Genomic DNA, 24,659 nt, shown 5'->3' on the forward strand with positions numbered 1-24,659 from the left:
CTCCGGTGCCGCCGCCCGCCGCCGTCCCGGCAGCGGTCCCGGCGCCCGCCCCGGCCGCCGCTCCGGCCGCATCGGGCTCCGCCGCCAGCGCGTCGGTCCCGCAGCCGAACCAGGACGCCGCCGCATCCGGCTACGTCACCCCGCTCGTGCGCAAGCTCGCGAACGAGCAGGGTGTCGACCTGTCGACCGTGACCGGTTCGGGTGTGGGGGGACGCATCCGCAAGGAGGACGTCCTCGCCGCCGCCGAGCAGGCCAAGTCCGCAGCCGGGTCGTCCTCGACCGCGGCAGCTGCCCCGGCCGGACCGTTCGTCGCCGAGACCTCGCCGCTCCGCGGCACCCGCGAGAAGATGTCGCGCCTCCGCAAGGTCGTCGCCGAGCGTGCCGTGCAGTCGATGACCTCGACCGCGCAGCTCACCAGCGTCGTCGAGGTGGACGTCACCAAGGTCGCGCAGTTCCGCGACGCGAACAAGGCGCAGTTCCTCGAGAAGACCGGCTCGAAGCTCAGCTTCATGCCGTTCTTCGCGCTGGCCGCCTCGGAGGCGCTCAAGGCGCACCCGAAGATCAACTCGACGGTCGAGGGCGACGAGATCGTCTACCCCGAGCACGAGAACGTGTCGATCGCGGTCGACACCGAGCGCGGTCTGCTCACCCCGGTCATCAAGGACGCGTCGTCGCTCGACCTGGCGCAGTTCGCGAAGGCCATCGCGGACCTCGCCGAGCGCACCCGGAACAACCAGCTCAAGCCCGACGAGCTGGCCGGCGGAACGTTCACGCTGACGAACACCGGGTCGCGCGGCGCGCTGTTCGACACCCCCGTCGTGTTCCTGCCGCAGTCGGCGATCCTCGGTACGGGCATCGTCACGAAGCGTCCGGCGGTCGTCAAGGTCGACGGGCAGGAGGCGATCGCGATCCGCTCGTTCGTCTACCTCGCGCTGTCGTACGACCACCGGATCATCGACGGTGCCGACGCATCGCGCTACCTCGTCGCGGTGAAGAACCGCCTCGAGGAGGGCAACTTCGGCCCGAACCTCGGGTACTGATCCCGGCGCTCGAGCCCTGCCACCGGAACGGCCCCGGTCCCCTCGTGGGACCGGGGCCGTTCCCGTGCGACCCGGGGGTGCCGGTCATGCGGGTGCGGGGGTCGGCCGTCACGGGGTCGCCGAGGGCTCCACGGCGTCACGGCTCGGGGGTGCGTCGCGGCGTCAGGCGGCCGACGCGAGCACGAGGACGCCGACCACGACGACGAGTCCCACGAGCACCATCCGGAGCGGCACCCGGCGAGAGGCCCCGATCGGCACACCCTGTTCGACCACCTCGCGGAGCACGACCAGGGCACGGTCGAGTCCCCCCGACGGGCTGGTCCCACCGGTCGGCTCGGCCGAGGGATCGACCGGCGTGCCCAACGACTCCCAGGCCGGCCGGACCCAGCGCACGGGTCTCGGCGGTGCCGCGGCCAGCACGGCGTCGAGCGCCGTGCGGACGGCGTCGGCGTCGCCGGCACGCGCGGCGTCGAGCAGGGGGTCCAGGGCCGCACGAGCCGGTTCCCGAGGGTCCGTGCGATCCCAGACCGTTCGTGCGGCGGTGAGGAGGCCCCGGGCCCCGTCGCGGTCCTCGAACGTCGTCCGCGCGCCCGGTGACGGTGACGGTGACGGGTCGGTCCTCGCGTCGTGCGGGTCCGGACAGCACGGCGCTCCGCCCGGCGGCCGGTCGGCCACCACGACCGCGCCGGCCTCGTCGACGCCGATGCCCTCGGCAGCGACGGCGCCGAGTTCGAGCGCACCCGCACGGCCTCGGTGGGCGAGTTCGAGCAGGGGGACCGAGAGCGTGACGGCGACGCCGCTCGTCGGGACACCGAGGACGTCGAGTGCCGCGTCGAGCGATCGCACGGCCGGTCGGAGCACCTCGGCGGCGAGGTGACCCCGGGGGCACCGGCCGACGCGGGTGATCGGGACGAGGTGCGGTCCGCAGCCGGCGGCGCGGTCTGCCACCCAGCGCGTGAAGGCGGCCGCGTCCTCGGCGCCGCACCACAGCTCGGTCCGCTCCCCCGTCGTCATGGTGACCAGCGTGGCGGAGGGCGGGCGGGCCTCCCGTCCGGTGGCGACCACCTGTGGACAGCGACGTTCGCCCACAGCCTGACCGCGAGCGGTCCTCGTGACACGGCGCAGGCCGTATCCTGTTGGCATGGCACGCAGCACTCCAGAAGGTACGACGGCGAAGGAGCCGGGTCGTCTCAAGCAGATGTACCAGGTCTTCACCATGACCCGCCGGGCAGACCCGAAGTCGGTGTGGTGGTTCCTCCTCGCCTTCCTCGGACCGGTCGTCGCGGGCGTGCTGCTCGCGTTCCTCCTCCCGGGTCAGAACTGGCTCGCGATCACGCTCTGGATCGTCGCCGGCGTGCTGCTCGGAGTCCTGCTGTTCCTGATCGTCCTCGGTCGTCTCGCCGAGCGTGCGGCCTACTCGCAGATCGCCGGCCAGCCCGGTGCCGTCGGTGCCGTGCTGTCGAACTCCCTGCGTCGGCAGTGGCGTTCCAGCGAGATGCCCGTCGCGGTGCACGGTCGCTCCCAGGCCGCCGTCTACCGTGCGGTGGGCGCTCCGGGCGTCGTCCTCATCACCGAGGGTCAGCGTGGCACCCTCAAGCGCCAGCTCGACGAGGAGCGCCGCAAGGTCCAGCGCATCGTGCCGAACGTCCCGGTGCACGTCGTCCACGTCGACGACGAGCAGGACGGTGTGACGCTGCACAAGCTGCCGCGTGCGATGAACAAGTACAAGAAGTCGCTGAACCGCAACGAGGTCCTCGCGGTCGCGAACCGGCTCGAATCCCTGACGCACAGCCCGGCGTCGGCGATCCCGAAGGGCATGGACCCGATGCGGGTGCGTGCCGGGCGTCCACGCTGAGCCAGCGCCGTTCCCGGCGCAGCCTCCCCGACGGCTGACCGAACGGAGGCCCCCGACCGTGCCAGGTCGGGGGCCTCCGTCGTGTGCGGGGTACGGGTGCGGCAGGCCTGGGGCGCACCGGCGTCACCCGTCTCGGGGCCCGGGGCCCGGGCTGCCGCTCGCACAACCGRAGGCACGTCGCGCCACGGWWCGCCGTGGCGCGACGTGCTTTCGSTTGTTCGGGAGCACGTCACACCAGGCCGCGTCGCGCTAGGACGCCCGGCCACGCCCACGCCCGCGCCCGCGCGCCCGCGCGCCCGCCGGTCAGCGTCGGACGAGCACCGTCCCGGCGATCCGGTCGTGGGCGCCGCGGCTGTCGCGGTCGATGATGAGCGCCGGCACGACGATGCACAGCAGCAGGGTCCGGACCACCGGCCGCCACACCCCGACGTAGCCGCCGCGCATCGGCACGACGCGCAGCCCGACGCACAGGTGGCCGAACGACCCCGAGAACGTGCAGATGAACAGGACCTGCAGCACGGCGAAGATCGCCAGCTGGATCCACGTGTGCGCGATGTCGCCGGAGCCGTTCACGGGCGACCAGACGCCGAGCAGGAAGGCCACGAGGTCGGCCAGGACCCCGTCGATCAGGAGCGCGACGACCCGCCGTCTGATGCGCCCGACGCTGCGGGGGCCCTCCTCGGGAAGACCGAGCTCCTTGCCCGGCCAGCCGTCCGGGTGTCCGCCAGCGGCGTGTGCGGATGCGTCGGAGGGCGGGGTGGTGCTGCGGGCCATGCCTCCAGCGTAGGCGACCACCTCGACGTAACACGCGCGAAACAACGCAGTCATGTCCGGGAAACTCTTGGTCAATAGCCTCGTCGGAGGGTGCACCCGCGGCACCTCCGACATCACCTACCCCCCAGGAGATCGACACACATGTTCAGCGATTCCTCCGAGGTGCTCGCCTTCATCAAGGACACGGACGTCAAGTTCCTCGACATCCGGTTCACGGACCTCCCCGGGGTCCAGCAGCACTTCAACATCCCGGCGTCGACGGTCGACGAGGACTTCTTCTCGGTCGGTCAGCTCTTCGACGGTTCGTCGATCCGCGGCTTCGCGTCGATCCACGAGTCGGACATGCAGCTCATCCCCGACGTGACGACGGCCTACATCGACCAGTTCCGTGCCGAGCGCACGCTGATCATGATCTTCGACATCTACAACCCGCGGAACGGCGAGATCTACGGTCGCGACCCGCGCCAGGTCGCCAAGAAGGCGGAGAAGTACCTCGCCTCGACCGGCATCGCGGACACCGCGTTCTTCGCCCCCGAGGCCGAGTTCTACATCTTCGACGACGTCCGCTACTCGGTGACCCAGAACCAGTCGTTCTACGCGGTCGACTCCGAGGAGGGCGCGTGGAACACGGGCCGCGAGGAAGAGGGCGGCAACCTCGCGAACAAGACCCCCTACAAGGGCGGCTACTTCCCCGTCTCCCCCGTCGACAAGACGGCTGACCTCCGCGACGACATCACCCTCAAGCTGATCGAGGCGGGCTTCGTGCTCGAGCGCTCGCACCACGAGGTGGGCACGGGCGGCCAGCAGGAGATCAACTACCGCTTCGACACGATGGTCCACGCCGCGGACGACATCCTGAAGTTCAAGTACATCGTCAAGAACACGGCCGACCAGTGGGGCAAGGTCGCCACGTTCATGCCGAAGCCGCTCTTCGGTGACAACGGTTCGGGCATGCACACCCACCAGTCGCTCTGGAACGACGGCAAGCCGCTGTTCTACGACGAGAACGGCTACGGCGGCCTGTCCGACGTCGCCCGCTGGTACATCGGCGGCCTGCTGAAGCACGCCCCGGCGCTCCTCGCGTTCACGAACCCGTCGATCAACTCGTACCACCGCCTGGTCAAGGGCTTCGAGGCACCGGTCAACCTGGTCTACTCGGCCGGCAACCGCTCGGCAGCGATCCGCATTCCGATCACGGGCACGAACCCGAAGGCGAAGCGCATCGAGTTCCGCGCGCCGGACGCCTCGGGCAACCCGTACCTCGCCTTCGCCGCGCAGCTGATGGCGGGCCTGGACGGCATCCAGAACCGCATCGAGCCGCACGAGCCGGTCGACAAGGACCTCTACGAGCTCCCCCCGGAGGAGGCCAAGGGCATCCCGCAGGTGCCGGGCTCCCTCGACGAGGCACTCGAGGCGCTCGAGGCGGACCACGAGTTCCTCACGAAGGGCAACGTCTTCACCGAGGACCTCATCCAGACGTGGATCGACTACAAGCGTGAGAACGAGATCCTCCCGCTCGCGCAGCGTCCGCACCCGTTCGAGTACGAGCTGTACTTCGGCGTCTGACCTTCGCTGAACGCAGGAGAGCCCCGCACTGTCCCGGTGCGGGGCTCTCCTGCGTTCGCGGCACCGGTCAGGACGGCGTCCCGAGTGGGATCGGGCGTACCTGGGCGGATCAACGGACCTGGTACACCCGGAAGGACCAGCTACGCCCGGGAGCAACAGGTCTGCCCGGCAGGTGGTGCGGTGGTGACCAGCCTGGAGGCGCGGGGCGGCCTGGCGGACGGGCGCCGCGCCTCCAGGCTGGTCGCGACGCACGCTCGTGGTCGCCGCACCGCGTCACCGTGCCGCGCCACCTCGCTGCCGGAGCAGACGGCGGCACGCAGTGCCGCGCCGTGACCCGCCCCCGGGGCCCACGGACGACGCAGCACCCGGGTGCCGGACACGCGCACACGCACGGACGGGGCCCACACCGCCCCGGCGCGGGCCCCGTCCTCGAGGTGACGAGTGCCTACCGCGCCGTCGCCAGCACGTCGGCGGCACCCGCCGCCACGCTCACGGGTGCACCCGTGACCGGCGTGGGACGTCCCAGGGAACGGACGGACCACCCCGCCTCGACCCAGTTCGCGACCGGGAGGCAGTTGCGCGCGTCGATCACCGAACGGCGTCCGACGAGCGCTCCGAGGGCGGCCGGGTCGGCACCGACGACCTCGTCCCACTCGGTGAGCACGAGCACCAGGTCGGCGCCCTCGACCGCGTCGGTCATCGACGTGGCGTACGTCAGCGTCGGGAAGGACCGACGGGCGGTGTCGTTCGCCTCCGGGTCCCACAGCGAGACCTGCGCGCCGCGCAGGTGCAGGGCGGCGGCGACGTTGAGCGCCGGCGAGTCCCGCACGTCGTCGGTGAGCGGCTTGAAGGCCGCCCCGATGACCGCGATGCGACGGTTGAGCACCGAGCCACCCAGGGACTCGATGGACATGTCGATGACGCGTTCCCGCTGCCCCATGTTGATCTCGTCGACCTGCTGCATGAGTCCGACGACCCGCCCGGCGCCGAGCTCCCCCGCACGGTGCATGAGGGCACGGATGTCCTTCGGCAGGCAGCCGCCGCCGAAGCCGAGGCCGGCGTTGAGGAACTTCCGGCCGATTCGCTCGTCGTGCCCGAGGGCGTCGGCGAGGGTGGTGACGTCGGCACCGGTGATGGCGCACATCTCCGAGATCGCGTTGATGAAGGAGATCTTCGTCGCGAGGAACGCGTTCGCGCTGACCTTGACGAGCTCGGCGGTCGCGAGGTCCGTCGAGACCACCGGGGTGCCCTCGGCGATCGGGGCGGCGTAGACCTCGCGGATGACGGCGTCCGCAGCGGCCGAGGCACCGCCCCACACCAGGCGGTCCGGGTGCAGCGTGTCCGCGACGGCCTTGCCCTCGCGCAGGAACTCGGGGTTCCAGATGAGCTCGGCGTCGATCCCGCTCGGGGTGAACTCCCGGACGATGCCGCGCAGCCGCTCGGCGGTGCCGACCGGCACGGTCGACTTCCCGACGATGAGGCCCGGGTGGGTGAGGTGCTCGGCGACCCCGCGGGTTGCGCTCTCGACGTACGCGAGGTTCGCCGCGTGCGACCCGGCCTTCTGCGGGGTCCCGACGCAGATGAAGTGCACGTCGGCCGCGGCGACCGCGTCGGCCATCGAGTCGGTGAAGCGGAGCTTGCCGGTCGCGACGTGCTTCGTGATGAGCTCCGGCAGCCCGGGCTCGTAGAACGGGACCTCGCCGGCGGAGAGCGCCGCGAGCTTCGCCGGGTCGACGTCGACGCCGATGGTGTCGAAGCCCATCTCGGCCATGGCGGCCGCGTGGGTCGCACCGAGGTAGCCGGTGCCGATGACGCTGATCACCGGCGCGGGGCGGGTGTCGGGGGACGTGGATGCCTTCTTCGGAGCGGTCACTTCGAGACCTCCTGCAGGTCGTAGTCGATGTCGGTGCGGGCGATGCCCTTCGCGAAGGTCGCGAGGCTGTCGGCGCGGGAGTCGATGCGCCAGTCGTTCGTGGTGCGCGTGCCGTCGACGATGGTGGTCGCCACCTGGCTGAAGTACGCGAAGCCGATGACGTCACGGTTCGCCGGGTCGGCCAGGGCGTCGAACAGCGAGTCGAGCCACTGCGACTTCTGGCTGTCGGAGACCGTGCCCCCGGTCTCGGTCGCGCCGATCTCGTTGAGGACGATGTTCTTGCCCGGGGCGACCTTGCGGATCTGGGCGAGGGTCGCGCCGAACGTGTTCTGGAAGGTCGGCTGCTCGGTCGGCGTGCGGTAGTAGCCGGACATGCCCACCCAGTCGACGTACTGCGCGCCCGGGTAGTACTGCTGCATGTACGCGAGCGTCTGGTAGTCCGGGTTGCCGAGCTTGTCGATGCGCGACGGCGACCAGTTCCAGATGACGTAGTCGTTCGCGCCGTTCGCCTGGAAGACGTTCCACACGTGCTGCCACATGGCCGTGTAGGAACCCTTCGCGTTCTGCTGCTTGGCGCCCTCGGACCAGTTGTACCAGGAGCCGTTCATCTCGTGGTCGAGGCGGATGACGAGGGGCATGCCGTTCGCCTTCAGCGCCTGCGCGTACCGCGTCAGGTAGTCGTCGAACCTGCCGGAGACGATGTCCTGGTTCGTGTAGCCGGCGACGTAGGCCTCGTCGTTCCCGGTCTTCGCGGGCACGGTCTCCCACGTCATCATCGGCAGTCGTCCGTTCGCCCAGGACCGCTGGACGGCGGTCTGGTTGAAGTCCTGGTCGAAGCCCTGGAAGAAGCCGACCATGTTCGTGGCCTTGCCGACCTCCTGCGAGACGCTGTCGTACTCAGCCCAGTTGAACGGTGCCTGCGCCGTGTAGAGCCCGAACCAGCGGGACTGCTGCCCGAGGATCTCGGCCTTCGACGGCGTGCTGATCGGTTCGGTCGCTGGGTCCTTCGAGGGGCCGGCGTTCGGCGAGCCAGCGCTGCCGCCGTGCGCCCCGGAACCACCCTTCGCCGCACCGCCGGCACCGGCGGCCTTGGCCGCGCCGGCCGCGCTCGCGGCCCCGGCCGCGGCGCTCTTCGCGGCGCCGAGGTCGGACTGCAGCGACGCGATCTGCGCCTTGAGCTTCGTGATCTCCTCGGCCCGCGAGCCGGCCTGGGCCCCGGAGGCGTCGAGCTTGCCCTCGAGCGCCCAGATCTGCTTCTGCGCGGCGGTGAGCTTCGTCTGGAGCTCGGCGGCGGACACCTTCTTCGACGCGGACGCCGGTGGGCGGACCCCGAGGGCCTCACCGACCGCCGTCGACACCGGACCGCCGGGCGACACCCAGACCATCCAGGTGATGAGTCCGAGGACGAGGACGATCGCGGTGGTCCCGATCGCGGTGCGACGGGCGTGCTTGCTGGACTGTGCCCACCAGGTACCGGTGGAGCGGATGAGGTCAGACAATGAGGAACGCCTCCAGAGCGAAGATCGCGATCCCGATGCAGTACGGGATCGCCGCGTACGGGTTGAGCCGGCGACCGCGGCGCGGCGCGGGGCGCCCGGCCGGGGCCGCGGCGGTGGCCGTCGAGCGGCGGGTCGCGAGGACCGTCGTGGTCGAGGTGGTGGTCGCGTCCGCGCCGAACAGCTCGTCGAAGGCGCGGTCGGCGGCGGCCTGTTCGGCCGGCAGCGCGCGGTCCGCGGCACCGGTCGCGGGGCCGTCGCCGGTCCCTGCGGCGTCGACCGGGCTCACCGGCGCGAGACCGGTCGTCGGCTGCACCGGCTCCTGCTCCATCGGTCCACCGGCGTACGCCCCGGCCCGGGTCCCCCACCCCGACGCGTGCGCCAGGCGGAAGAAGCCGATGAGCCGGATCGGCATGAGGAAGAAGGTCGACACGATGATGAAGAGCGGGAGCCGGAAGAAGTCGCTCGGCTTCTCGGACAGGTGTCGGATCTGCCGGATCGCCATGCTCAGCACGCTCGAAACGACCATGAGTGCGGCGACGTAGACGAAGCCGGTCGAGAAGCCGTACTGCTGCAGGATGCCCTGGTACAGGTTCTCGCCCTGCCCGGTGAGCGCCCGGTAGATCCACCCGGCGATGACGCCGAACAGCATGAACGGCAGCAGGATGTCGGTGACGAAGAAGACCGCGAGCAGCGGGGCGTGCCCGAGCATCCACGGCAGCATCCGCAGCGTGTTGTACTGCGACCCGCGTGCCCAGCGCAGCTGCTGCTTGAACAGCTTCTTCACCTGGAGCGGTGCGTCCGTGTAGACGAGCGACGTGTACTGGTAGACGGTCCGGTACCCCTCCTTGAGCGTCAGGTTCGTGAGCGTCCGGTCGTCGGACACCTCGAGGAAGACGCCCATGAACTCCTCGTGCATGAACTTGTCCATCACGCGGGTGAGGATGCTGCGGCGGAACGCGATGGTCCGCCCGGGCAGGCAGCCGATCTGGCCGAGCACGCTCTGCGCGGGCATCGAGTACAGCGCCCGGGAGTTCTCGAGCCAGTCCGCCCAGCGGGTGATCCAGGACCGGGTCGGCTCGAGGATCCGCTGGCGGGTGGTGACGCCGCCGACGGACTCGTCCGCGAACGGCTTCAGCAGCTCCTCGAGCGTGCCGGGCGTCCAGACGGTGTCGGAGTCGACGAGCACGGTGATGTCACCGTTCGAGAGCTCGGTGCCGACCTTGACGGCGTTGCGCTTGCCGGGGATCGGGGTGTGGGTCCAGCGGACGAGCGGGGCGAACTCGTCGCAGACCTCCTCGAGTGCCTCGTTGCGGGCGCCGTTGATGACGACGATGATCTCGCCCGGTCGCTGCTCGACCATGCGGCCGATGACGTCCCGGAAGAGGTCGAGCGGCTCGTCCACCACGGGGACGACGACACTCGTCGTCCCGGTGTACGTGCCGGTGAAGGGGCGGTACCGGGCGGACAGCACGACCTTGAGGATCCAGAGCAACCAGATCACCGCGGAGTACACGGCGAACAGGTAGAACTCGGGATGCCCTTCGACCATCTGCCGGATCTGGAGGATGAAGGTGAACATCGATCCCTGCTTCAACGTTCGAGGTGGGGATTCCGCTCCATCGAGGAACCTGTGGGGGTTCGGGTGTCCTCATTGAGACAGAACCTGAACGTCGGCGCAACGCGTCCCCCGTCCGGGGGCGGTCGGGTCACCTCGCGGGGTACGTCGGTGTCCCCCACGGACTCGAGGAACGCTGTCCGCACTGCTGCTGACAGCACTGATGCGGACCGGTCAGTGTCGCGTCACCGTTCCGTCGGGGCGCATCGACGGCCGGGAGGCGCGACCCGCTTCCGCCAGGAACCCCAGGTCAGCAGGTGGTCCCGACCGATCCGCGGGGTCGCCCGGCCCGGCTCGGTTGCGGGTCGCCGACGAGCGGAGCCGTCCGATGGTGCGCGTCGGCGCGGGGGTGACGGCGGGGTACGCCGGGAACGCGATCGGGGGACAGCGTTCGATGCACAGGAATCGACCCGGAGACCTTCTCAAGTTCGGGTCTCGGAGGTCGTCCCGGGCGTGTCGCGGCCGGGGTCAGCGCCGGGTCAAGCGCCGTAGAACTCCCGCTCGAACACCTGCCGCGCCCGTCGGGTGACGCCGAGGTAGTCGTCCTCGAGGCGCGACGCGGACCCCGGCGGGTACTCCAGCAGCCGCGCGATGCCCTCGAGCTGCACCCGGTCGACGGGCAGCACGTCCGTGGTCCTCCCCGACCAGAGCACGAGCGCACTGCGGGTGCGGGACGCGAAGCGCCAGGCGGCGCCGAGCTTCTCGGCGTCCTCGGCGGCGACGAACCCGGCCGCGGTCGCCGCGTCCAGTGCCTCGAGCGTCGACGTGGTCCGGAGGCCGTGCACCGCGGTCGCGTGCTGGAGCTGGAGCAGCTGCACGAACCACTCGACGTCGCTCAGCGACCCTCGTCCGAGCTTGAGGTGCCGTGCGGGGTCGGCGCCGCGCGGGAGTCGTTCGGACTCCACGCGTGCCTTGATCCGGCGGACCTCGCGGACCTCGCGCTCGTCGATGTGCTCGGGGTAGCGCGTGCGGTCGGCGAGGTGCTCGAAGTCGCGGAGCAGCTGCTGGTCGCCGACCGAGCCCCGGGCGCGCAGGAGCGCCTGGGCCTCCCACGTGAGGGACCAGCGGGCGTAGTACGCGCCGTACGAGTCGAGCGTGCGGACGACCGGGCCGTTCTTCCCCTCGGGGCGCAGGTCGATGTCGAGCTCGAACGGGTGGATCGCGTCCTCGGTGAGCCGGGACAGCTCGCGCACGATGCGCTGCGCGGCCCGGGACGCCTGCTCGGACGGCAGGTCCTCGGCCGCGCGGTACACGTACAGGACGTCGGCGTCCGACCCGAAGCCGAGCTCGCGTCCGCCGAACCGGCCCATCGCCACCACACCGAACTCCAGCCCCTCCGGGGCGTCCCGTCGGGCGAGGGCGAGGACGCCCGCGAGCGTCGCCTCGGTGACGTCGGTGAGCGCGGGGCCGAGCTGGTCGACGTCGAGGTGGCCGAGCACCGCCGCCATCCCGAGCCGCAGGGTCTCCCGACGCCGGGCCGACCGGACGAGCGCGGCCGCACCCTCGACGTCGTCGCCGTGCCGGGCCGTCGTCGCGCTGTGCTCGGCGAGCAACGACTCCGCCGGACGCGGACGCAGCAGGGCCTCGGGCTCGTCGAGCCACGCCACGGCCTCGGGGAACCGTTCGAGCAGGCCGGCGAGGAAGGCCGACTCGGACAGCACCGTCGTCAGCGAGTGCGCGGCACCGGACGAGTCGCGGAGCATGCGGAGGAACCAGCTCGACTCGCCGAGGGTGTCGCTCAGGCGACGGAAGGCCAGGAGCGCACGGTCCGGTGCCGGCCCCTCCGCCATCCACCGCAGGAGCACCGGGAGCAGGTTCCGCTGGATCGCCGCGCGCCGGCTCGTGCCCTGCGTGAGCGCACGGATGTGGCCGAGGGCACCGGACGGGTCCGCGAAGCCGATCGCGCCGAGGCGGTCGGCCGCCTGGTCGTTCGTCAGGACGATGTCGCCGTCGGTCGCCGCGACCGCGGAGAGCAGCGGACGGTAGAACAGGCGCTCGTGGAGTCCGCGGACCTCGAGCTTCACGCCGCGCCACCGCTGTTCGAGCGCGGAGGCGGAGGTCGCGAGGCCGGTCGACCGGGCGAGCACCCGGAGCTCGTCCTCGTCAGAGGGCATGAGGTGCGTGCGCTGCAGCCGTCGGAGCTGGATGCGGTGCTCGAGCAGCCGCAGCAGGGCGTAGTCCGGCCCGAAGCGCGCGGCCTCGGGGCGTCCGACGTACCCGGCGCTGGCGAGGGCGTCCATCGACTCGAGCGTCGAGCGCACCCGCACCGACTCGTCGTCCCGACCGTGCACGAGCTGCAGGAGCTGCACGGTGAACTCGACGTCACGCAGCCCACCCGGACCGAGCTTCAGCTGCCGGTCGACCTCGGCGTCCGGGATGTGCTCCGTGACCCGCTCGCGCATCCGCTGCACCGACTCGACGAAGCCCGGCCGCTGCGCCGAGCTCCAGACGAACGGGGCGACCGCCGCCGCGTACCGCGCCCCGAGGTCGGCGGACCCCGCGATCGGACGGGCCTTGAGGAGCGCCTGGAACTCCCACCCCTTCGCCCAGCGCTCGTAGTACGCGACGTGGGAATCGAGGGTCCGGACGAGCGCCCCGTCCTTGCCCTCCGGTCGGAGGTTCGCGTCGACCTCCCACAGCGCGGGTTCGGCGGCGAGGTCGGTGATCGCGTGGGTCGCCGCGATCGCCAGGCGCGTCGCGATGAGCACGGCCCGGTCGGTCCCGACCCCGGTGTCGGCGTCGTCGTCGCGGGTCGGCTCGGTCACGAAGATGACGTCGACGTCGCTGACGTAGTTGAGCTCGCGCGCGCCGGCCTTGCCCATGCCGATGACCGCGAGCGGGGTGGCCGCGACGTCGGCGGCCGGGAACGGGACCTCGCGCCGGGCGACGTCGACCGCCGCCTCGAGCGCGGCGCCCGCGAGGTCGGCGAGTCCGGCCGCCACCGACGGGAACACCTCGGTCGGGGCGGGGTGGAGCACGTCGTACAGGGCGATCTGCGCGAGGTGCCGGCGGTACCGGACCCGCAGGCGCAGGCGGGCGTCCTCACCCGTCGCTCCGTCGACGGCTTCGAGGAGCGACGCCGTGTAGGCGTCCTGGTCCCAGGGCGCGGTCACCGGGTCGAGCAGCAGCGCGATCTCGGCCGGGCGCCGGTGCAGGAACTCCCCCAGCCCGACCGACGCCCCGAGCAGGCGTACGAGCCGCTCGGTCGCCTGCCGGTCCGCCAGGACCGGCCGGAGCTCGTCCGGGGCGCGCTCGAGCAGGCGCTCCACGAGGCGGAGCGCACCGTCGGGATCGGCCGTGGCCTCCCACAGGGCCGGGGCGTCGCTGACCGGCACCCGCAGGTCCGGGCCGAACTGCGCCTCCAGGCCGGCGATCCGTTCCAGGCTCTCCGACAGCTCCGCGAAGCCCAACCGGGCCATCTCGGAACGGGACGTCCTCGTCCGACCGGTCACGTGGTGCTCCGGGCGGGCTGCTAGAGCGCGCCGAGGTTCGTGTCGAGCTCGAACGGCGTGACCTGGTCGCGGTAGGCCTTCCACTCCTGCCGCTTGTTGAGCAGCACGTAGTTGAAGACCTGCTCGCCGAGGGTCTCGGCGACGAGCTCGGAGTCCTCCATGAGGCCGAGCGCGTGGTCGAGGCTCGCCGGGAGCTGCTTGTAGCCCAGTGCACGGCGCTCGGCGTCGGACAGGCTCCAGACGTTGTCCTCGGCCTCGGGCGGGAGCTCGTAGCCCTCGTCGATGCCCTTCAGACCGGCCGCGAGGAGCAACGAGTACGCCAGGTACGGGTTCGCCGCGGAGTCGATTCCACGGTACTCGACCCGGGCGGACTGGCCCTTGTTCGGCTTGTACAGCGGGACCCGGAGCAGCGCCGAGCGGTTGTTGTGCCCCCAGGTGACGAACGAGGGTGCCTCGTCGCCGCCCCAGAGCCGCTTGTAGGAGTTGACGAACTGGTTCGTCACGGCGGTGATCTCGGGTGCGTGGCGGAGCACGCCCGCGATGAAGTGCCGCGCGGTCTGCGAGAGCTGGTACTCGCCGCCGGCCTCGTAGAACGCGTTCTGGTCGCCCTCGAAGAGCGACACGTGCGTGTGCATGCCCGAGCCCGGCTGCCCGGAGATCGGCTTCGGCATGAACGTCGCGTAGACGCCCTGCTCGATCGCGACCTCCTTGACCACCGTGCGGAAGGTCATGATGTTGTCCGCCATCGTCAGCGCGTCGGCGTAGCGGAGGTCGATCTCGTTCTGCCCGGGACCGGCCTCGTGGTGGCTGAACTCGACCGAGATGCCGAGGTCCTCGAGCATCCGGACCGAGCGGCGTCGGAAGTCGTGGGCGCTGCCGCCCGGGACGTTGTCGAAGTAGCCGGCCTGGTCGACGGGCTGCGGGCCGCCGTCCTTCCAGTCGCGGCTCTTCAGCAGGTAGAACTCGATCTCGGGGTGCGTGTAGAACGTGAAGCCCCGGTCGCTCGCCTTGGCGAGGGTGCGCTTGAGCACGTTGCGCGGGTCGGCCACGGCGGGCTGGCCGTCGGGCGTCGTGATGTCGCAGAACATCCGCGCGGTGGGGTCGACCTCACCGCGCCACGGCAGGATCTGGAAGGTCGAGGGGTCCGGGTGCGCGAGCACGTCGGCCTCGTAGCTGCGGGTCAGGCCCTCGATGGCGGAGCCGTCGAAGCCGATGCCCTCGGCGAAGGCACCCTCGACCTCGGCCGGCGCGATCGCCACCGACTTCAGGGTGCCGATGACGTCCGTGAACCAGAGGCGGATGAACTTGATGCCCCGCTCCTCGATGGTGCGGAGCACGAAGTCCGTCTGCTTGTCCATTCGAGGCCCTTTCCGTGGTGCTGCAGGACCCCCAGCCTATTGGTCTTCGTCGTCCCAACGCTCGTTGTTGGCCTTGATGCGGTCCAGGGCGTGTTGCGCTTCCTCGCGCGTCTCGAACGGGCCGATGCGGTCGCGCTGCGGGGACTGCGGGCCCTGCTCGACCGTCTTGGTCTTGTCGTTGAACCACCACTGGGACTCGATGCGTTCGTCGCTCATGCCGCCACCGTACCCACGCGGACGCGGGCGCGGCCGGGCGCGGTCGGGCTCGGCGGGCGGGTCGTTGTCGCCGAACTGTCGCTTTCGTGAAAGCGACAGATCTGCGCGGAACATCGACGGCGATCTGTCGCTCTCGCGTGGTGGAGGGGTCGACGGAGACGTGATCTGTCGCTTTCGCGACACGGGCGTGGGTGCGTGGGAGGGTCGGGCGGAGCGGGTGGGTCTGCGTCGCAGATCTGTCGCTTCCGTGAAAGCGACAGATCTGCGCGGAACATCGGCCGCGATCTGTCGCTCTCGCGTGGTGGACGGGGCGACGGAGACGTGATCTGTCGCTCTCGCAACAGGGCCCGGGGCCGTGGCGGCGGGGCGCCGGCGTGCGGTCCCTGTCGTCCGCGCTCCGCGCAAGGGCGACCGACCGCGCAACGCGGCCGCGCGACGGCGCAGCGCGACGCCCGGTTAGAGTGGTCCGCATGCCCCGGGACGCACACGGACACCTGACCGCCGGCCGGATCTCCCCGCAGCGACCCGTCCCCCGGGACATCGAGCGCCCCGAGTACGTCGGGAAGGCCGAGCCGCACGAGCACGGCCTCGGCGACACCTACACGCCCGACGAGGTCGAGCGGATCCGCGCGGCGGGGCGCATCGCCTCGCAGGCCATCGACGCCGTCGGTGCCGCGATCCGGCCCGGGGTCACGACCGACGAGCTCGACCGGATCGGGCACGAGTACGTCGTGTCGCACGGCGCCTACCCCTCGACGCTCGGCTACCGCGGCTACCCGAAGTCGCTCTGCTCCAGCCTGAACGAGGTGATCTGCCACGGCATCCCGGACGACACCGTGCTGCAGGAAGGCGACCTCGTCAACATCGACGTGACCGCGTACAAGGACGGCATGCACGGCGACACGAACCGCACGTTCGTCGTCGGCGAGGCCGCCCCCGAGGTCACCGACCTGGTCACCCGCACGGAAGAGGCACTGCGTCGCGGGATCAAGGCCGTCGCGCCCGGACGCCAGGTCAACGTCATCGGACGGGCCATCGAGGCCTACGCGAAGCGCTTCGGCTACGGGGTCGTCCGCGACTACACCGGCCACGGCGTCGGGCGCGCGTTCCACTCCGGGCTGATCATCCCGCACTACGACGCACCCCAGTACGACACCGTCATCGAGCCCGGCATGGTGTTCACGATCGAGCCGATGCTCACCCTCGGCGGCATCGAGGCCGACATCTGGTCCGACGACTGGACCGTCTCGACGCGCGACAAGTCCTGGACCGCACAGTTCGAACACACCCTCGTCGTCACCGAGCGCGGCGCGGAACTCCTCACCGTCTCCTGAAAGGGCCCCAGTTCCCATGACCTCACTCGCAGTCGGCGTCGACATCGGCGGTACGGGCATCAAGGGCGCGATCGTCGACGTGACCACCGGCGAGCTCCAGACCGACCGGATCAAGAAGGCCACCCCCGAGGGCGGGAAGCCGCACGACATCGTCGCCGTGGCGAAGTCGATCCTCGACGAGCTCGCCCCCGGCGCGGACGTGCCGGTCGGGGTCTGCTTCCCCGCGATCGTCCGTGACGGCAAGACCATGTCAGCCGCGAACGTGTCGAAGAAGTGGATCGGCTTCGAGGCCGAGGCGCTGTTCGAGAAGGAACTCGGGCGCTCCATCCACTTCGTCAACGACGCCGACGCCGCCGGGTTCGCCGAGCAGCAGTTCGGCGCCGCGAAGGGCAAGGATGGCCTCGTCGTCGTGACGACCCTCGGCACCGGGATCGGCACCGCGCTCATCAACGACGGTGTCCTCATCGTCAACTCGGAGCTCGGACACCTGGAGATCGACGGCCACGACGCCGAGTCGCGGGCCTCGTTCGCGGCGAAGGAGCGGGACGAGCTCAGCTGGAAGCACTGGGCGAAGCGCCTGCAGACGTACTACTCGACGCTCGAGGCGCTCCTCTCCCCCGAGCTCTTCGTCGTCGGCGGCGGCGTGTCGAAGCACCACGAGGAGTTCCTGCCGCTGCTCGACCTGCAGGCCGGGATCATCCCCGCGACGCTCCGCAACAACGCCGGCATCATCGGTGCGGCGACGCTGGCCGCACGGTCGCACGCGCCCCGGTAGACTCAGCGGTGCGAACGGGTCGGTGAGACGGTCGCGTCACTCCCCCGGGAGTGCCGAGGAACGTCCGGGCTCCACAGAGCAGGGCGGTGGGTAACACCCACCCGGAGCAATCCGCGAGACAGTGCCACAGAGAACAGACCGCCGGCGGCGACGTCGGTAAGGGTGAAACGGTGGTGTAAGAGACCACCAGGGGTCCGGGTGACCGGATCCGCTCGGTAAACCTCGCCCGGAGCAAGGTCAGACAGAGGACGTCGAGGCTGCTCGCCGAGTCCTCGGGTAGACCGCTGGAGGCCGACGGCAACGTCGGTCCGAGAGAGATGGCCGTCACCGCCGCGTCAGCGGCGGGACAGAACCCGGCGTACGGCCGGCCCGTTCGCGCACCGACCACGAGACGGACGGGAGGCGCGGTGCCAGCTGGCACCGCGCCTCCCGTCCGTCTGCTGGTCGCGTCCGCTACAGGCCCGACTCGGCCGTCCGCACCAGGATCGCGTCGCTGTCCGGGCAGAGCACCACGTCGTCCGGTGCGGCGCGACGGATGGTCTGCAGGTCCGAGTTGGTGAGCGTCACCCCGGACGCCGTGGAGACGCCGCCCTGCAGGAGCGACGCGCCGAAGCCGTACCGCGCCCGCTGCCGGTCGTACAGCGCCAGGAGGTCGGCGGGCACCTTCGCGGCGACCGCTGCCCGGCTCTGCACCGCGGCGTCGCGGTCGGCCTCGACGCGGGCGATCTCGGCGTCGCGTTCGGCGACGAGCGAGGACCGGGAGGCCTCGACGTCGGCGAGCTGCGCCTCGATGTCCCCGACCCGGGCACGGTGCACGTCGAGCTGCTCCATGACCTCGAGCTCGGCCGTCTCGAGGTCGCCGATGCGCCGCTGGAGCGACTCCATCTCGCTCTGCAGCCCGGCGGCGTCCTTCGCGTTCGAGACGTTCTGCAGCATCGTCGTGTCGCGGGTGATGCGTGCCTGAGCGGTCGCGGTGTCGGACTCCAGGCGTGCGAGGTCCCGCTCGGCGTCCTCGGCACGGCCGGTGGCGGCGACGAGCTCGGCGCGGAGCTTCGCGGCGGTGCTGCCGAGCTCGGTGAGCTTGTCGCCCTTCTGCAGCGACGTGATGCGGTGCGTGAGGCGGGTCACGTCGTTGTCGAGTCGCTGGAGGTCGAGGAGGACGACCTGGTCCTCGGGTGCTGCCTTCACGGTCGGTCTCCTTCGGGGACGGTGGTGGTGTCGGGGTGGGACGCGGCGGTGGCGGGCTGGTCGGCCCGCGTGGCGGGCTGGTCGGCCCGTTCGGCCGACTCGGCGGGCTGGTCGGGCTGCGCGGCGGGCCCGCCGGGCTCGGTCGCCGGCAGGACGGCGAAGTCCCAGGGGTCGGTGCGGAGGTCGCTCACGGTGACGCGGACGCCGGCTGCCCGGCGGAGCTGCTCGGCCGCGACGTCGAGCCAGAGCCACTCGGTGGCCCAGTGCGACGTGTCGACGAGTGCGGGGCCGTCGCCGAGCATCGCCTGCTCCCGGAACTCCGACGCGGGGTGGTGGCGCAGGTCGCTCGTGACGTAGACGTCGGCGGCCCGCACCGCGGGGTTGCCGAGGAGCGAGTCGCCCGCACCCGCGCAGAGCGCCACGGTGCGGACCGGCCGGTCGAAGTCGCCGGACACGCGGACGCCGGTCGCGGTGGGCGGGAGCAGGTCGACGAGGGACCGCGCGAGGGCCCCGAGCGTCGTGGCCGTCGGCAGGGTCCCGACGCGGCCGATGCCGGTCTCGGGGTCCGAGCCGGACTCCAGCGGGCGCTGGTCGGTCAGCCCGAGCCGGTCGGCGAGCACGGCCGAGGTGCCGGTCGTGACGACGTCGGCGTTCGTGTGCGCGGCGAGGAGCCCGGCACCGCCGCGGACGAGGGTCGCGAGGACCGCACCCTTGTAGGTGGACTCGTCGATCGTGGTGACCCCGCGGAGCAGCAGCGGGTGGTGCGTCAGGAGGAGGTCCGCACCGAGCTCGACGGCCTCGCTCGCGGTGGCCGGGACGGCGTCGACGGCGAGGTGCACGTGCTCGACCTGCTGGTCGGGGTGTCCGGCGACGAGCCCGACGGCGTCCCAGGACTCGGCCCCGGCGGCGGGCCACAGGTCCTCGATGACGGCCTGGAGTTCGCGGAGCGTCGGCATCCCGTCAGTCTACCGAGCCGTCCGGTCCCGCCGGGCCGCGGGTCGGACCCGGCCTGGGCGGTTCAGCGTCGGCCGACGAGGCGCAGCAGGCGGGCGACGAGCCGTGCCCACCAGCCCGGCTGGTCCTGGTCGACCGTGACGGGTGCGCTCGAGGTGTCGGCGGACCGTGTCGCGTCGGCACCGTCCGGACCGAGGCCGGAGGCGACCGTCTCGGGCAGGACGACGGGCGTGCTCGCGGTGGCGCCGGTGTGCGCGGTCAGCACGGCCGCGAAGGCGGCACGGTCGATGACCGTGGGGCCGGTGGCCGGCTGCACGAGCGGCGTGGGGCGCGTGTTCGCCGAGACCGGGCTGACGGCCGGGAGGGACAGCACGAGTCGGGCCGGTTCGTCGCGGCCCGGGGCGGTCGCCTCGGCGCCGGGGGCGACCGTGGGGACCACCGGGGACGCCATCGCGGCCCGGCGCGCGGCGGCGCGGCCGACGGTCCGAGCACCGCGGTCCGCGGTGCCGCGGCCGGTGTCCGCGAGCGAACGTGACGCCGTGGCCCGGCGGGCGGCGGCGCGGTCACGGCGGTCCGACTCGGCGGCTGCGTCGGCGAGCAGGTCGGCGAAGACGGCGTGTGCGAACTCGCGGGCGGCGGTGACCTCGGCGTCGTCGTACCCGGCGACCGTGGCCTCCCAGGCGGCGAGGCGGGCGAGGTCCTCGTCACGACGTCGGACCTCGTCCTCGAGCAGGACGATGCGTTCGATGGTGGTGCGTCCGCTGCTCGCGGCGACCTCGACGGCGAGGTCCTCGATGCGCAGGGCGATGCGCTCCGGCGGCTCCGGGAAGGCCGGGGCGCAGGCGGCGACGTGGCGGGCGCGGTCGCGGCGGCGGAAGGCGCTGGGCGCTGCCGCCTCGGATGCTCCGTCCGGTGCGGTGCGCGCGGCGTCCGGGCTGGTGCGCTCGGCGTCGGGTGTGGTGACACTCGGGTCGTGGGAGGTGGTCGCGTCGGCGGCGGCCGCGGTGTCCGCTGCGGTGGTCGGCTCGACCACGGCGGTCTGCGCGCCGTCGACCGCGGCGAGGTCGGCGGCCGCGGGGCGCTGCACCGGTCCGGTGACGGGCGGGACGACGAGGTCGGCCAGGTACGGCGTCCGGGTGGCCGGGGCGTCCCGGAGCCACTCCTCGAGCTCGCGCCCGAACGGGTCGACGAGGGGAGCGCGTGCACCGGACTGCGTTTCCATGTGACGCAGGATAGATATCACGCGCCTCGAGATGCGGCACATCCGCGGTGTGTCGCGGTTCCCGGGGTCCGGCGCGTGGTGTGCCACCCCGGACGTGAGCGGCGTGTCGCACCCCGTCCCACCGTCTCTGGAGCGCGGTCAGCAGCGAGCGGAGAAGGCCTCGAGCAGCCGACGGCCCTCCGGCCAGTCCCCCACGCCGCTGGCCACGTTGACGTGCTGGCGGGGACCCACGCGGAGCACCTCGGCACCGAGGGTCGCCGCGAACCCCAGCGCCCGGTCGACGCCGCAGTACGGGTCGTCGTCGCTCACCACGAGGGCGGTCGGTACCTGCACCGCCCGGTTCGGGGCGCGGAACCCCGCCGCAGCCGGTGGGAACGCCGGGGTCTCGGGGTCGGGCGGTGCGACGAGGAACGCCCCGGCGACCTGTTCCGCGTGGTCGACGAGCCAGTGCGCCGCCGCCAGCACCCCGAGGCTGTGCGCCACGAGGACGGGCCGGCGGGGCGCCGCGGCCACGGCACGCGAGATGGCGTGTGCCCAGTCCTCCGGGTCCGGTTCGGACCACGACCCGGGGGCGATGCGCACGGCGTCGGGACCGCGGTCCCGCTCCCACCGGGACTGCCAGTGCTCGGCGTCGGAGCCCCAGATGCCCGGGATCACGACCCACGGGTGGTCCACAGCGCCGTCGACGGGGAGTTCGGTCACGGTCGGATCGTAGCCGTCGGCTCCGTTCGTGCGTCGTCCCGCGTCACCGGGTGACGCCGGACCGGTCGGCCTCAGTGCCCGAGGGTCTCGCGGGGGTACTCGCCGAAGCGCTTGGCGTACGCCGCCGAGAACCGGCCGAGGTGGGCGAAGCCCCAGCGGACGGCGACCTCGGCCACCGTGGTCTCGCCCGGCGTGCCGCGCTGGAGTTCCTCGCGGACGCGGTCCATGCGGACGCCGCGGAGCATCGCGTTCGGTGCCGTGCCGACCTGCCGCTGGAACGCCTGCTGGAGTCCGCGGACACTGAGGCCGACGTGCTCGGCGACGTCGGTCGTCGTGATCGGCGTGTGCGCGAAGGCGTGCAGGAACTCGATCGCCTCGCGCACACGGCTGCTCGCTCCCTCGGGCACGGGTGCCGTCGGGGCGAGCTGGCGGTGCGGGAACGTGCGGAGCATCGCGAGGGCGGTGTCGCGTGCGGTCTCGGCCATCGCGATCGGCGACACCGGTGCCGACCCGAGCACGGTCTGCGCGGCCCGACGCACCTGGGCGTTCCAGGCGCGGAGGTCCTCGGCCCGCGGGGTCTGCGCGTGGTCGAACACGAGCGGACCCGGGCCGGTCTGTCCGAGCTCGGCCGCGATGCCCTCGAGGTAGCCCCGGTCGAAGTGCACCAGGCTCTCGCGGACGTCCTGGAGCTCGAAGCGGAAGGACCCCTCGGTCGGGAACACGACGGGTGTGCCCGGCGCGTAGCTGACCTCCTCGCCGCCGGCCGTGATCGTGCCACCGCCCTGCGAGGTCCACATCACGACGTACTCGTCGTCGGTGCCGGCCTCTCCGGCGGCACGCGCGTCGAACAGCGTCGAGCGGAACGACATCGTCTGGTCGCCGACCACCCGGAACCGGTACGAGAACGGACGTTCGGTGCGCGACCCGACGAACCCGGAGCCGTCGTACGCCCGTCCGAACGTGTCGAGGGCGTCACCGAGGTCGGTGCCCGCCGTCTCGAAGCGCGTCCGTGGGTCGGCGGGGGTCTGCATGGTCATCAGGGGGAGCGTCCCATCCGGCACGGGCGGTGTCCGGCGTGTCCGTCCAGCGTGCGTGGACCGTCTCCCGCCGTGCGGGAAGTGGATGACCGCCTCCCCCGCTCGGGTGACGAGCGGTACCGGGCAGGGGTCAGTGCCGGCCGCGGTGCGCGGTCCAGCGGTTCCCGTCGCCGACACGCTCGTAGCGGAGGTCCTCGACGACCATCTGCACGAGCGCGAGCCCGCGGCCGCTCTCGGCGAGCCCCTCGGGCAGGTGCGCCTTCGCGGGGTCGACCGGAACCGGCACCCCGTCGTCGGTGAGCAGCACCCGCACGTCGTCCGCCCCGACGTCGAGGCGGAGCGAGCAGGAGACCGGGCGGCCGCCGGCGCCGTGCTCGATCACGTTGGAGGCGAGTTCGACCAGCGCGAGCTCGAGGGCCATCCGGTCCTCGACGGACACGTCGGGCTCGCGGTCCCACACGGACTCGAGGAACGTGTGCACCGCCGTGACGTCGTCCGGCGGGCAGGCGAGGTCGAGCACGTGGCCGCCCATGACGGGGCTCATCCCCAGTTCGTCACCGCGGCGTCCCCGTCCGGGTACGTCCGCAGGATCTTGTCGATGTTCGAGAGCTTGAGCACCATCTGCACCTGCTCGGACGGTGCCGCGATGCGCAGGTCACCGCCGGCCTGCCGCGCGGTCTTCAGGCAGCCGACCAGGGCGCCGAGACCGGACGAGTCCATGAACTCGACACCGGACAGTTCGACGACGAGCCGAGCGCGTCCACCGTCGACCACGGTCGCGACGGTCTCGCGGAACGTCCCCGCGCTCACCATGTTGAGCCGGCCGCTGCACTCCAGCACCGCCGTGTCCGACGAGACCTCGTGTACCTGGATGTCCATGCAGCCGCCCTCCTGATCAGTGTCGGTGCACCCAGCAACCTACCGGGTCGGTGCCGTCAGCCGGTACGGGTCCTCCGCGTGGCGAGGACCTGGACGACGAGCGCGGCCGTGATGAGCACCGCCATCACGCCGCCCATCGCGAGTGCCGTCCCGCCGAGCGCGCCCGCGAGCGGGGTGCCGAGCCCGCCGAGTCCGAACGTCAGCCCGCCCTGGAGCGCCGCCGCGGTCCCGGGGTGCGCCGCCCCGACGTGCTGGGTCCTCGTCATCGCGGCGGGCAGCACGAACCCCCAGGCGCCGGTCACCACGGCGAGACCGCACCACACGGGTACCGGCCCGGCACCGGTCGACGCCGCGACGAGCACGACCGAGCTGCCGACCGCGCCGACGAGCAGGCCGGTGGTGAGCAGCGCGTCCTCGGAGAACCGGCCGACGACGCGGCGGAACACCAGGGTCGTCACCACCATCGCCGTCGCGTTCGTGGCGAACACGAGCGTGTAGCGCTGCTCGCTGAAGCCGAACTGCTGCTGGAACACGAACGAGCTCGTGGCGATGTACGCGAAGAACCCCACGGTGGACAGCACCCCCGTCAGCACGGAGGCGCGGAACCTCCCGATCGCCAGCAGGTCACGGATGCGTCGACCGTTCGCGCGGAACCCCGTCCCGCCCCGGGCCGACCGCGGGAGCGTCTCCCGGAAGCGCAGGACCACCGCCACCGCGAACACGACCCCGAGCGCGGCGAGCACCACGAACATCGCCCGCCAGGTCGACACCGTCAGCACCGCTCCCCCGGCCAGCGGTGCGACGACCGGGCCGAGGGCGTTGATCGCCGCCAGGGTGCCGAACACGCGGGCGGTCCGCGCGCCGGTCGTCGTGTCGGACACCATCGCCCGCCCGGCGACGGCACCCGCGGCCCCTGCCAGGCCCTGGACCACGCGCGCGGCGACCAGCGTCCCGACGTCGGGGGCGACCGCGCACCCGACCGAGGCGATCGCGAACCCGATCGTCCCGACGAGCAGCAGCGGGCGGCGGCCGATGCCGTCGCTGACCGGACCGGCGAGGAGCTGGCCGACGGCGAACGCCACCAGGAACGCGGTCAGCGACAGCTGCACGGCGCCCGGTGTCGTGCCGAGTTCGCGTGCGATCGCCGGCAGCGCCGGGATGTACATGTCGGTCGCGAACGGCGAGACCCCGACGATGAGGGCGAGCGGGACGATCGGGGGCAGGGCGGCCCCGGTGGTGGCCGTCGACCCGGTCCCTGCGCGCTCCGTCGTCACGCGCGCCACGGTACGCGCCATCGAATCGGTTCGACGGGACCAGGGC

18 protein-coding genes, 1 other RNA gene and 3 pseudogenes are annotated in these 24,659 nt (G+C 72.1%); 6 read left to right on the top strand and 16 right to left on the bottom strand.

Annotation, left to right across the window (positions count from 1 at the left end; genetic code table 11):
* On the top strand, positions 1 to 1,040 hold a 1,040-nt coding region (gene sucB, locus BEP24_RS00945), incomplete at its 5' end, for a 2-oxoglutarate dehydrogenase, E2 component, dihydrolipoamide succinyltransferase (protein ID WP_065959347.1).
* Positions 1,041 to 1,202: 162 nt separating this feature from the next.
* On the opposite strand, the gene BEP24_RS00950 is transcribed toward sucB, so the two are convergent.
* Positions 1,203 to 2,054: a hypothetical protein gene (locus tag BEP24_RS00950; protein ID WP_141693307.1), complete on the bottom strand. Its 852-nt coding sequence runs from the start codon at positions 2,052 to 2,054 to the stop codon at positions 1,203 to 1,205.
* 127 nt (positions 2,055 to 2,181) lie between these two features.
* On the opposite strand from BEP24_RS00950, the gene BEP24_RS00955 reads away from it, so the two are divergent.
* Entirely contained in the window at positions 2,182 to 2,895 is a 714-nt protein-coding gene (locus BEP24_RS00955; RefSeq protein ID WP_065959351.1) for a DUF4191 family protein, read from the top strand.
* A 303-nt stretch (positions 2,896 to 3,198) separates the two neighbouring features.
* Here BEP24_RS00955 and BEP24_RS00960 read toward each other — a convergent pair whose 3' ends face one another.
* A complete protein-coding gene (locus BEP24_RS00960; protein WP_065959353.1) occupies positions 3,199 to 3,669 on the bottom strand; it encodes an RDD family protein in 471 nt (156 codons plus the stop codon).
* Between the two features lie 141 nt (positions 3,670 to 3,810).
* Here BEP24_RS00960 and glnA (BEP24_RS00965) point away from each other — a divergent pair, with 141 nt between their 5' ends.
* Positions 3,811 to 5,235, top strand: coding sequence for a type I glutamate--ammonia ligase (gene glnA, locus BEP24_RS00965; protein WP_065959355.1), 1,425 nt, complete (start codon positions 3,811 to 3,813; stop codon positions 5,233 to 5,235).
* A 445-nt stretch (positions 5,236 to 5,680) separates the two neighbouring features.
* Here glnA (BEP24_RS00965) and BEP24_RS00970 read toward each other — a convergent pair.
* The 6 genes and pseudogenes from BEP24_RS00970 to BEP24_RS00995 form a co-directional block, all read right to left on the bottom strand.
* Positions 5,681 to 7,108, bottom strand: a pseudogene (locus BEP24_RS00970) (UDP-glucose/GDP-mannose dehydrogenase family protein); the annotation flags it as partial.
* Between the two features lie 329 nt (positions 7,109 to 7,437).
* Positions 7,438 to 8,493, bottom strand: a pseudogene (locus BEP24_RS00975) (glycosyl hydrolase); the annotation flags it as partial.
* 106 nt (positions 8,494 to 8,599) lie between these two features.
* Entirely contained in the window at positions 8,600 to 10,186 is a 1,587-nt protein-coding gene (locus BEP24_RS00980) for a glycosyltransferase family 2 protein (protein ID WP_065959359.1), read from the bottom strand.
* Positions 10,187 to 10,701: 515 nt separating this feature from the next.
* Positions 10,702 to 13,674 (bottom strand): bifunctional [glutamine synthetase] adenylyltransferase/[glutamine synthetase]-adenylyl-L-tyrosine phosphorylase, encoded by a 2,973-nt coding sequence (locus BEP24_RS00985; RefSeq protein ID WP_065959361.1) that lies wholly within the window; start codon positions 13,672 to 13,674, stop codon positions 10,702 to 10,704.
* 20 nt (positions 13,675 to 13,694) lie between these two features.
* On the bottom strand, positions 13,695 to 15,032 hold the full coding sequence (gene glnA / locus BEP24_RS00990) for a type I glutamate--ammonia ligase (protein WP_065959363.1): 1,338 nt from the start codon (positions 15,030 to 15,032) through the stop codon (positions 13,695 to 13,697).
* A gap of 36 nt (positions 15,033 to 15,068) precedes the next feature.
* Positions 15,069 to 15,248: an SPOR domain-containing protein gene (locus tag BEP24_RS00995; RefSeq protein WP_065959365.1), complete on the bottom strand. Its 180-nt coding sequence runs from the start codon at positions 15,246 to 15,248 to the stop codon at positions 15,069 to 15,071.
* 470 nt (positions 15,249 to 15,718) lie between these two features.
* On the opposite strand from BEP24_RS00995, the gene map reads away from it, so the two are divergent.
* The 3 genes from map to rnpB all read left to right on the top strand — a co-directional run bounded on the left by map (position 15,719) and on the right by rnpB (position 17,733).
* Complete coding sequence (gene map, locus BEP24_RS01000) at positions 15,719 to 16,582, top strand: type I methionyl aminopeptidase (protein ID WP_065959575.1); 864 nt, start codon at positions 15,719 to 15,721, stop codon at positions 16,580 to 16,582.
* 16 nt (positions 16,583 to 16,598) lie between these two features.
* The gene (gene ppgK / locus BEP24_RS01005; RefSeq protein WP_065959368.1) at positions 16,599 to 17,357 is read left to right on the top strand and encodes a polyphosphate--glucose phosphotransferase; all 759 of its coding nucleotides are present in this window, start codon (positions 16,599 to 16,601) and stop codon (positions 17,355 to 17,357) included.
* Positions 17,358 to 17,372: 15 nt separating this feature from the next.
* Positions 17,373 to 17,733, top strand: an RNA gene (gene rnpB, locus BEP24_RS01010) — RNase P RNA component class A.
* 77 nt (positions 17,734 to 17,810) lie between these two features.
* Here the strand turns inward: rnpB and BEP24_RS01015 are convergent.
* The 8 genes and pseudogenes from BEP24_RS01015 to BEP24_RS01050 form a co-directional block, all read right to left on the bottom strand.
* Entirely contained in the window at positions 17,811 to 18,545 is a 735-nt protein-coding gene (locus BEP24_RS01015; RefSeq protein ID WP_065959369.1) for a zinc ribbon domain-containing protein, read from the bottom strand.
* Positions 18,546 to 18,694: 149 nt separating this feature from the next.
* Positions 18,695 to 19,501 (bottom strand): annotated as a pseudogene (locus BEP24_RS01020) (Nif3-like dinuclear metal center hexameric protein); the annotation flags it as partial.
* Positions 19,502 to 19,563: 62 nt separating this feature from the next.
* Positions 19,564 to 20,721, bottom strand: coding sequence for a hypothetical protein (locus BEP24_RS01025; protein ID WP_065959373.1), 1,158 nt, complete (start codon positions 20,719 to 20,721; stop codon positions 19,564 to 19,566).
* A 138-nt stretch (positions 20,722 to 20,859) separates the two neighbouring features.
* Positions 20,860 to 21,423, bottom strand: coding sequence for an alpha/beta fold hydrolase (locus BEP24_RS01030; protein WP_253181522.1), 564 nt, complete (start codon positions 21,421 to 21,423; stop codon positions 20,860 to 20,862).
* Between the two features lie 71 nt (positions 21,424 to 21,494).
* Complete coding sequence (locus tag BEP24_RS01035) at positions 21,495 to 22,460, bottom strand: AraC family transcriptional regulator (protein WP_065959376.1); 966 nt, start codon at positions 22,458 to 22,460, stop codon at positions 21,495 to 21,497.
* A gap of 130 nt (positions 22,461 to 22,590) precedes the next feature.
* Positions 22,591 to 23,004, bottom strand: coding sequence for an ATP-binding protein (locus tag BEP24_RS01040; protein WP_253181523.1), 414 nt, complete (start codon positions 23,002 to 23,004; stop codon positions 22,591 to 22,593).
* Positions 23,001 to 23,339: an STAS domain-containing protein gene (locus BEP24_RS01045; RefSeq protein ID WP_065959378.1), complete on the bottom strand. Its 339-nt coding sequence runs from the start codon at positions 23,337 to 23,339 to the stop codon at positions 23,001 to 23,003. Before BEP24_RS01045 ends, BEP24_RS01040 begins: the two co-directional genes overlap by 4 nt.
* 56 nt (positions 23,340 to 23,395) lie before the next feature.
* The gene (locus BEP24_RS01050; RefSeq protein ID WP_253181524.1) at positions 23,396 to 24,613 is read right to left on the bottom strand and encodes a multidrug effflux MFS transporter; all 1,218 of its coding nucleotides are present in this window, start codon (positions 24,611 to 24,613) and stop codon (positions 23,396 to 23,398) included.
* Between the last annotated feature and the right edge of the window lie 46 nt (positions 24,614 to 24,659).

Origin of the sequence: Curtobacterium sp. UCD-KPL2560 (assembly GCF_001705035.1) — a bacterium.
Classification (GTDB): Bacteria; Actinomycetota; Actinomycetes; order Actinomycetales; family Microbacteriaceae; genus Curtobacterium.

Bases quoted from the DNA above. Each gene is read 5' to 3' on its own strand.
- BEP24_RS00950 (WP_141693307.1), bottom strand. From the start codon at position 2,054: ATGACGACGGGGGAGCGGACCGAGCTGTGGTGCGGCGCCGAGGACGCG.
- BEP24_RS00955 (WP_065959351.1), top strand. From the start codon at position 2,182: ATGGCACGCAGCACTCCAGAAGGTACGACGGCGAAGGAGCCGGGTCGT.
- BEP24_RS00960 (WP_065959353.1), bottom strand. From the start codon at position 3,669: ATGGCCCGCAGCACCACCCCGCCCTCCGACGCATCCGCACACGCCGCT.
- glnA (WP_065959355.1), top strand. From the start codon at position 3,811: ATGTTCAGCGATTCCTCCGAGGTGCTCGCCTTCATCAAGGACACGGAC.
- BEP24_RS00980 (WP_065959359.1), bottom strand. From the start codon at position 10,186: ATGTTCACCTTCATCCTCCAGATCCGGCAGATGGTCGAAGGGCATCCC.
- glnA (WP_065959363.1), bottom strand. From the start codon at position 15,032: ATGGACAAGCAGACGGACTTCGTGCTCCGCACCATCGAGGAGCGGGGC.
- BEP24_RS00995 (WP_065959365.1), bottom strand. From the start codon at position 15,248: ATGAGCGACGAACGCATCGAGTCCCAGTGGTGGTTCAACGACAAGACC.
- map (WP_065959575.1), top strand. From the start codon at position 15,719: ATGCCCCGGGACGCACACGGACACCTGACCGCCGGCCGGATCTCCCCG.
- ppgK (WP_065959368.1), top strand. From the start codon at position 16,599: ATGACCTCACTCGCAGTCGGCGTCGACATCGGCGGTACGGGCATCAAG.
- BEP24_RS01025 (WP_065959373.1), bottom strand. From the start codon at position 20,721: ATGGAAACGCAGTCCGGTGCACGCGCTCCCCTCGTCGACCCGTTCGGG.
- BEP24_RS01035 (WP_065959376.1), bottom strand. From the start codon at position 22,460: ATGACCATGCAGACCCCCGCCGACCCACGGACGCGCTTCGAGACGGCG.
- BEP24_RS01040 (WP_253181523.1), bottom strand. From the start codon at position 23,004: ATGAGCCCCGTCATGGGCGGCCACGTGCTCGACCTCGCCTGCCCGCCG.
- BEP24_RS01045 (WP_065959378.1), bottom strand. From the start codon at position 23,339: ATGGACATCCAGGTACACGAGGTCTCGTCGGACACGGCGGTGCTGGAG.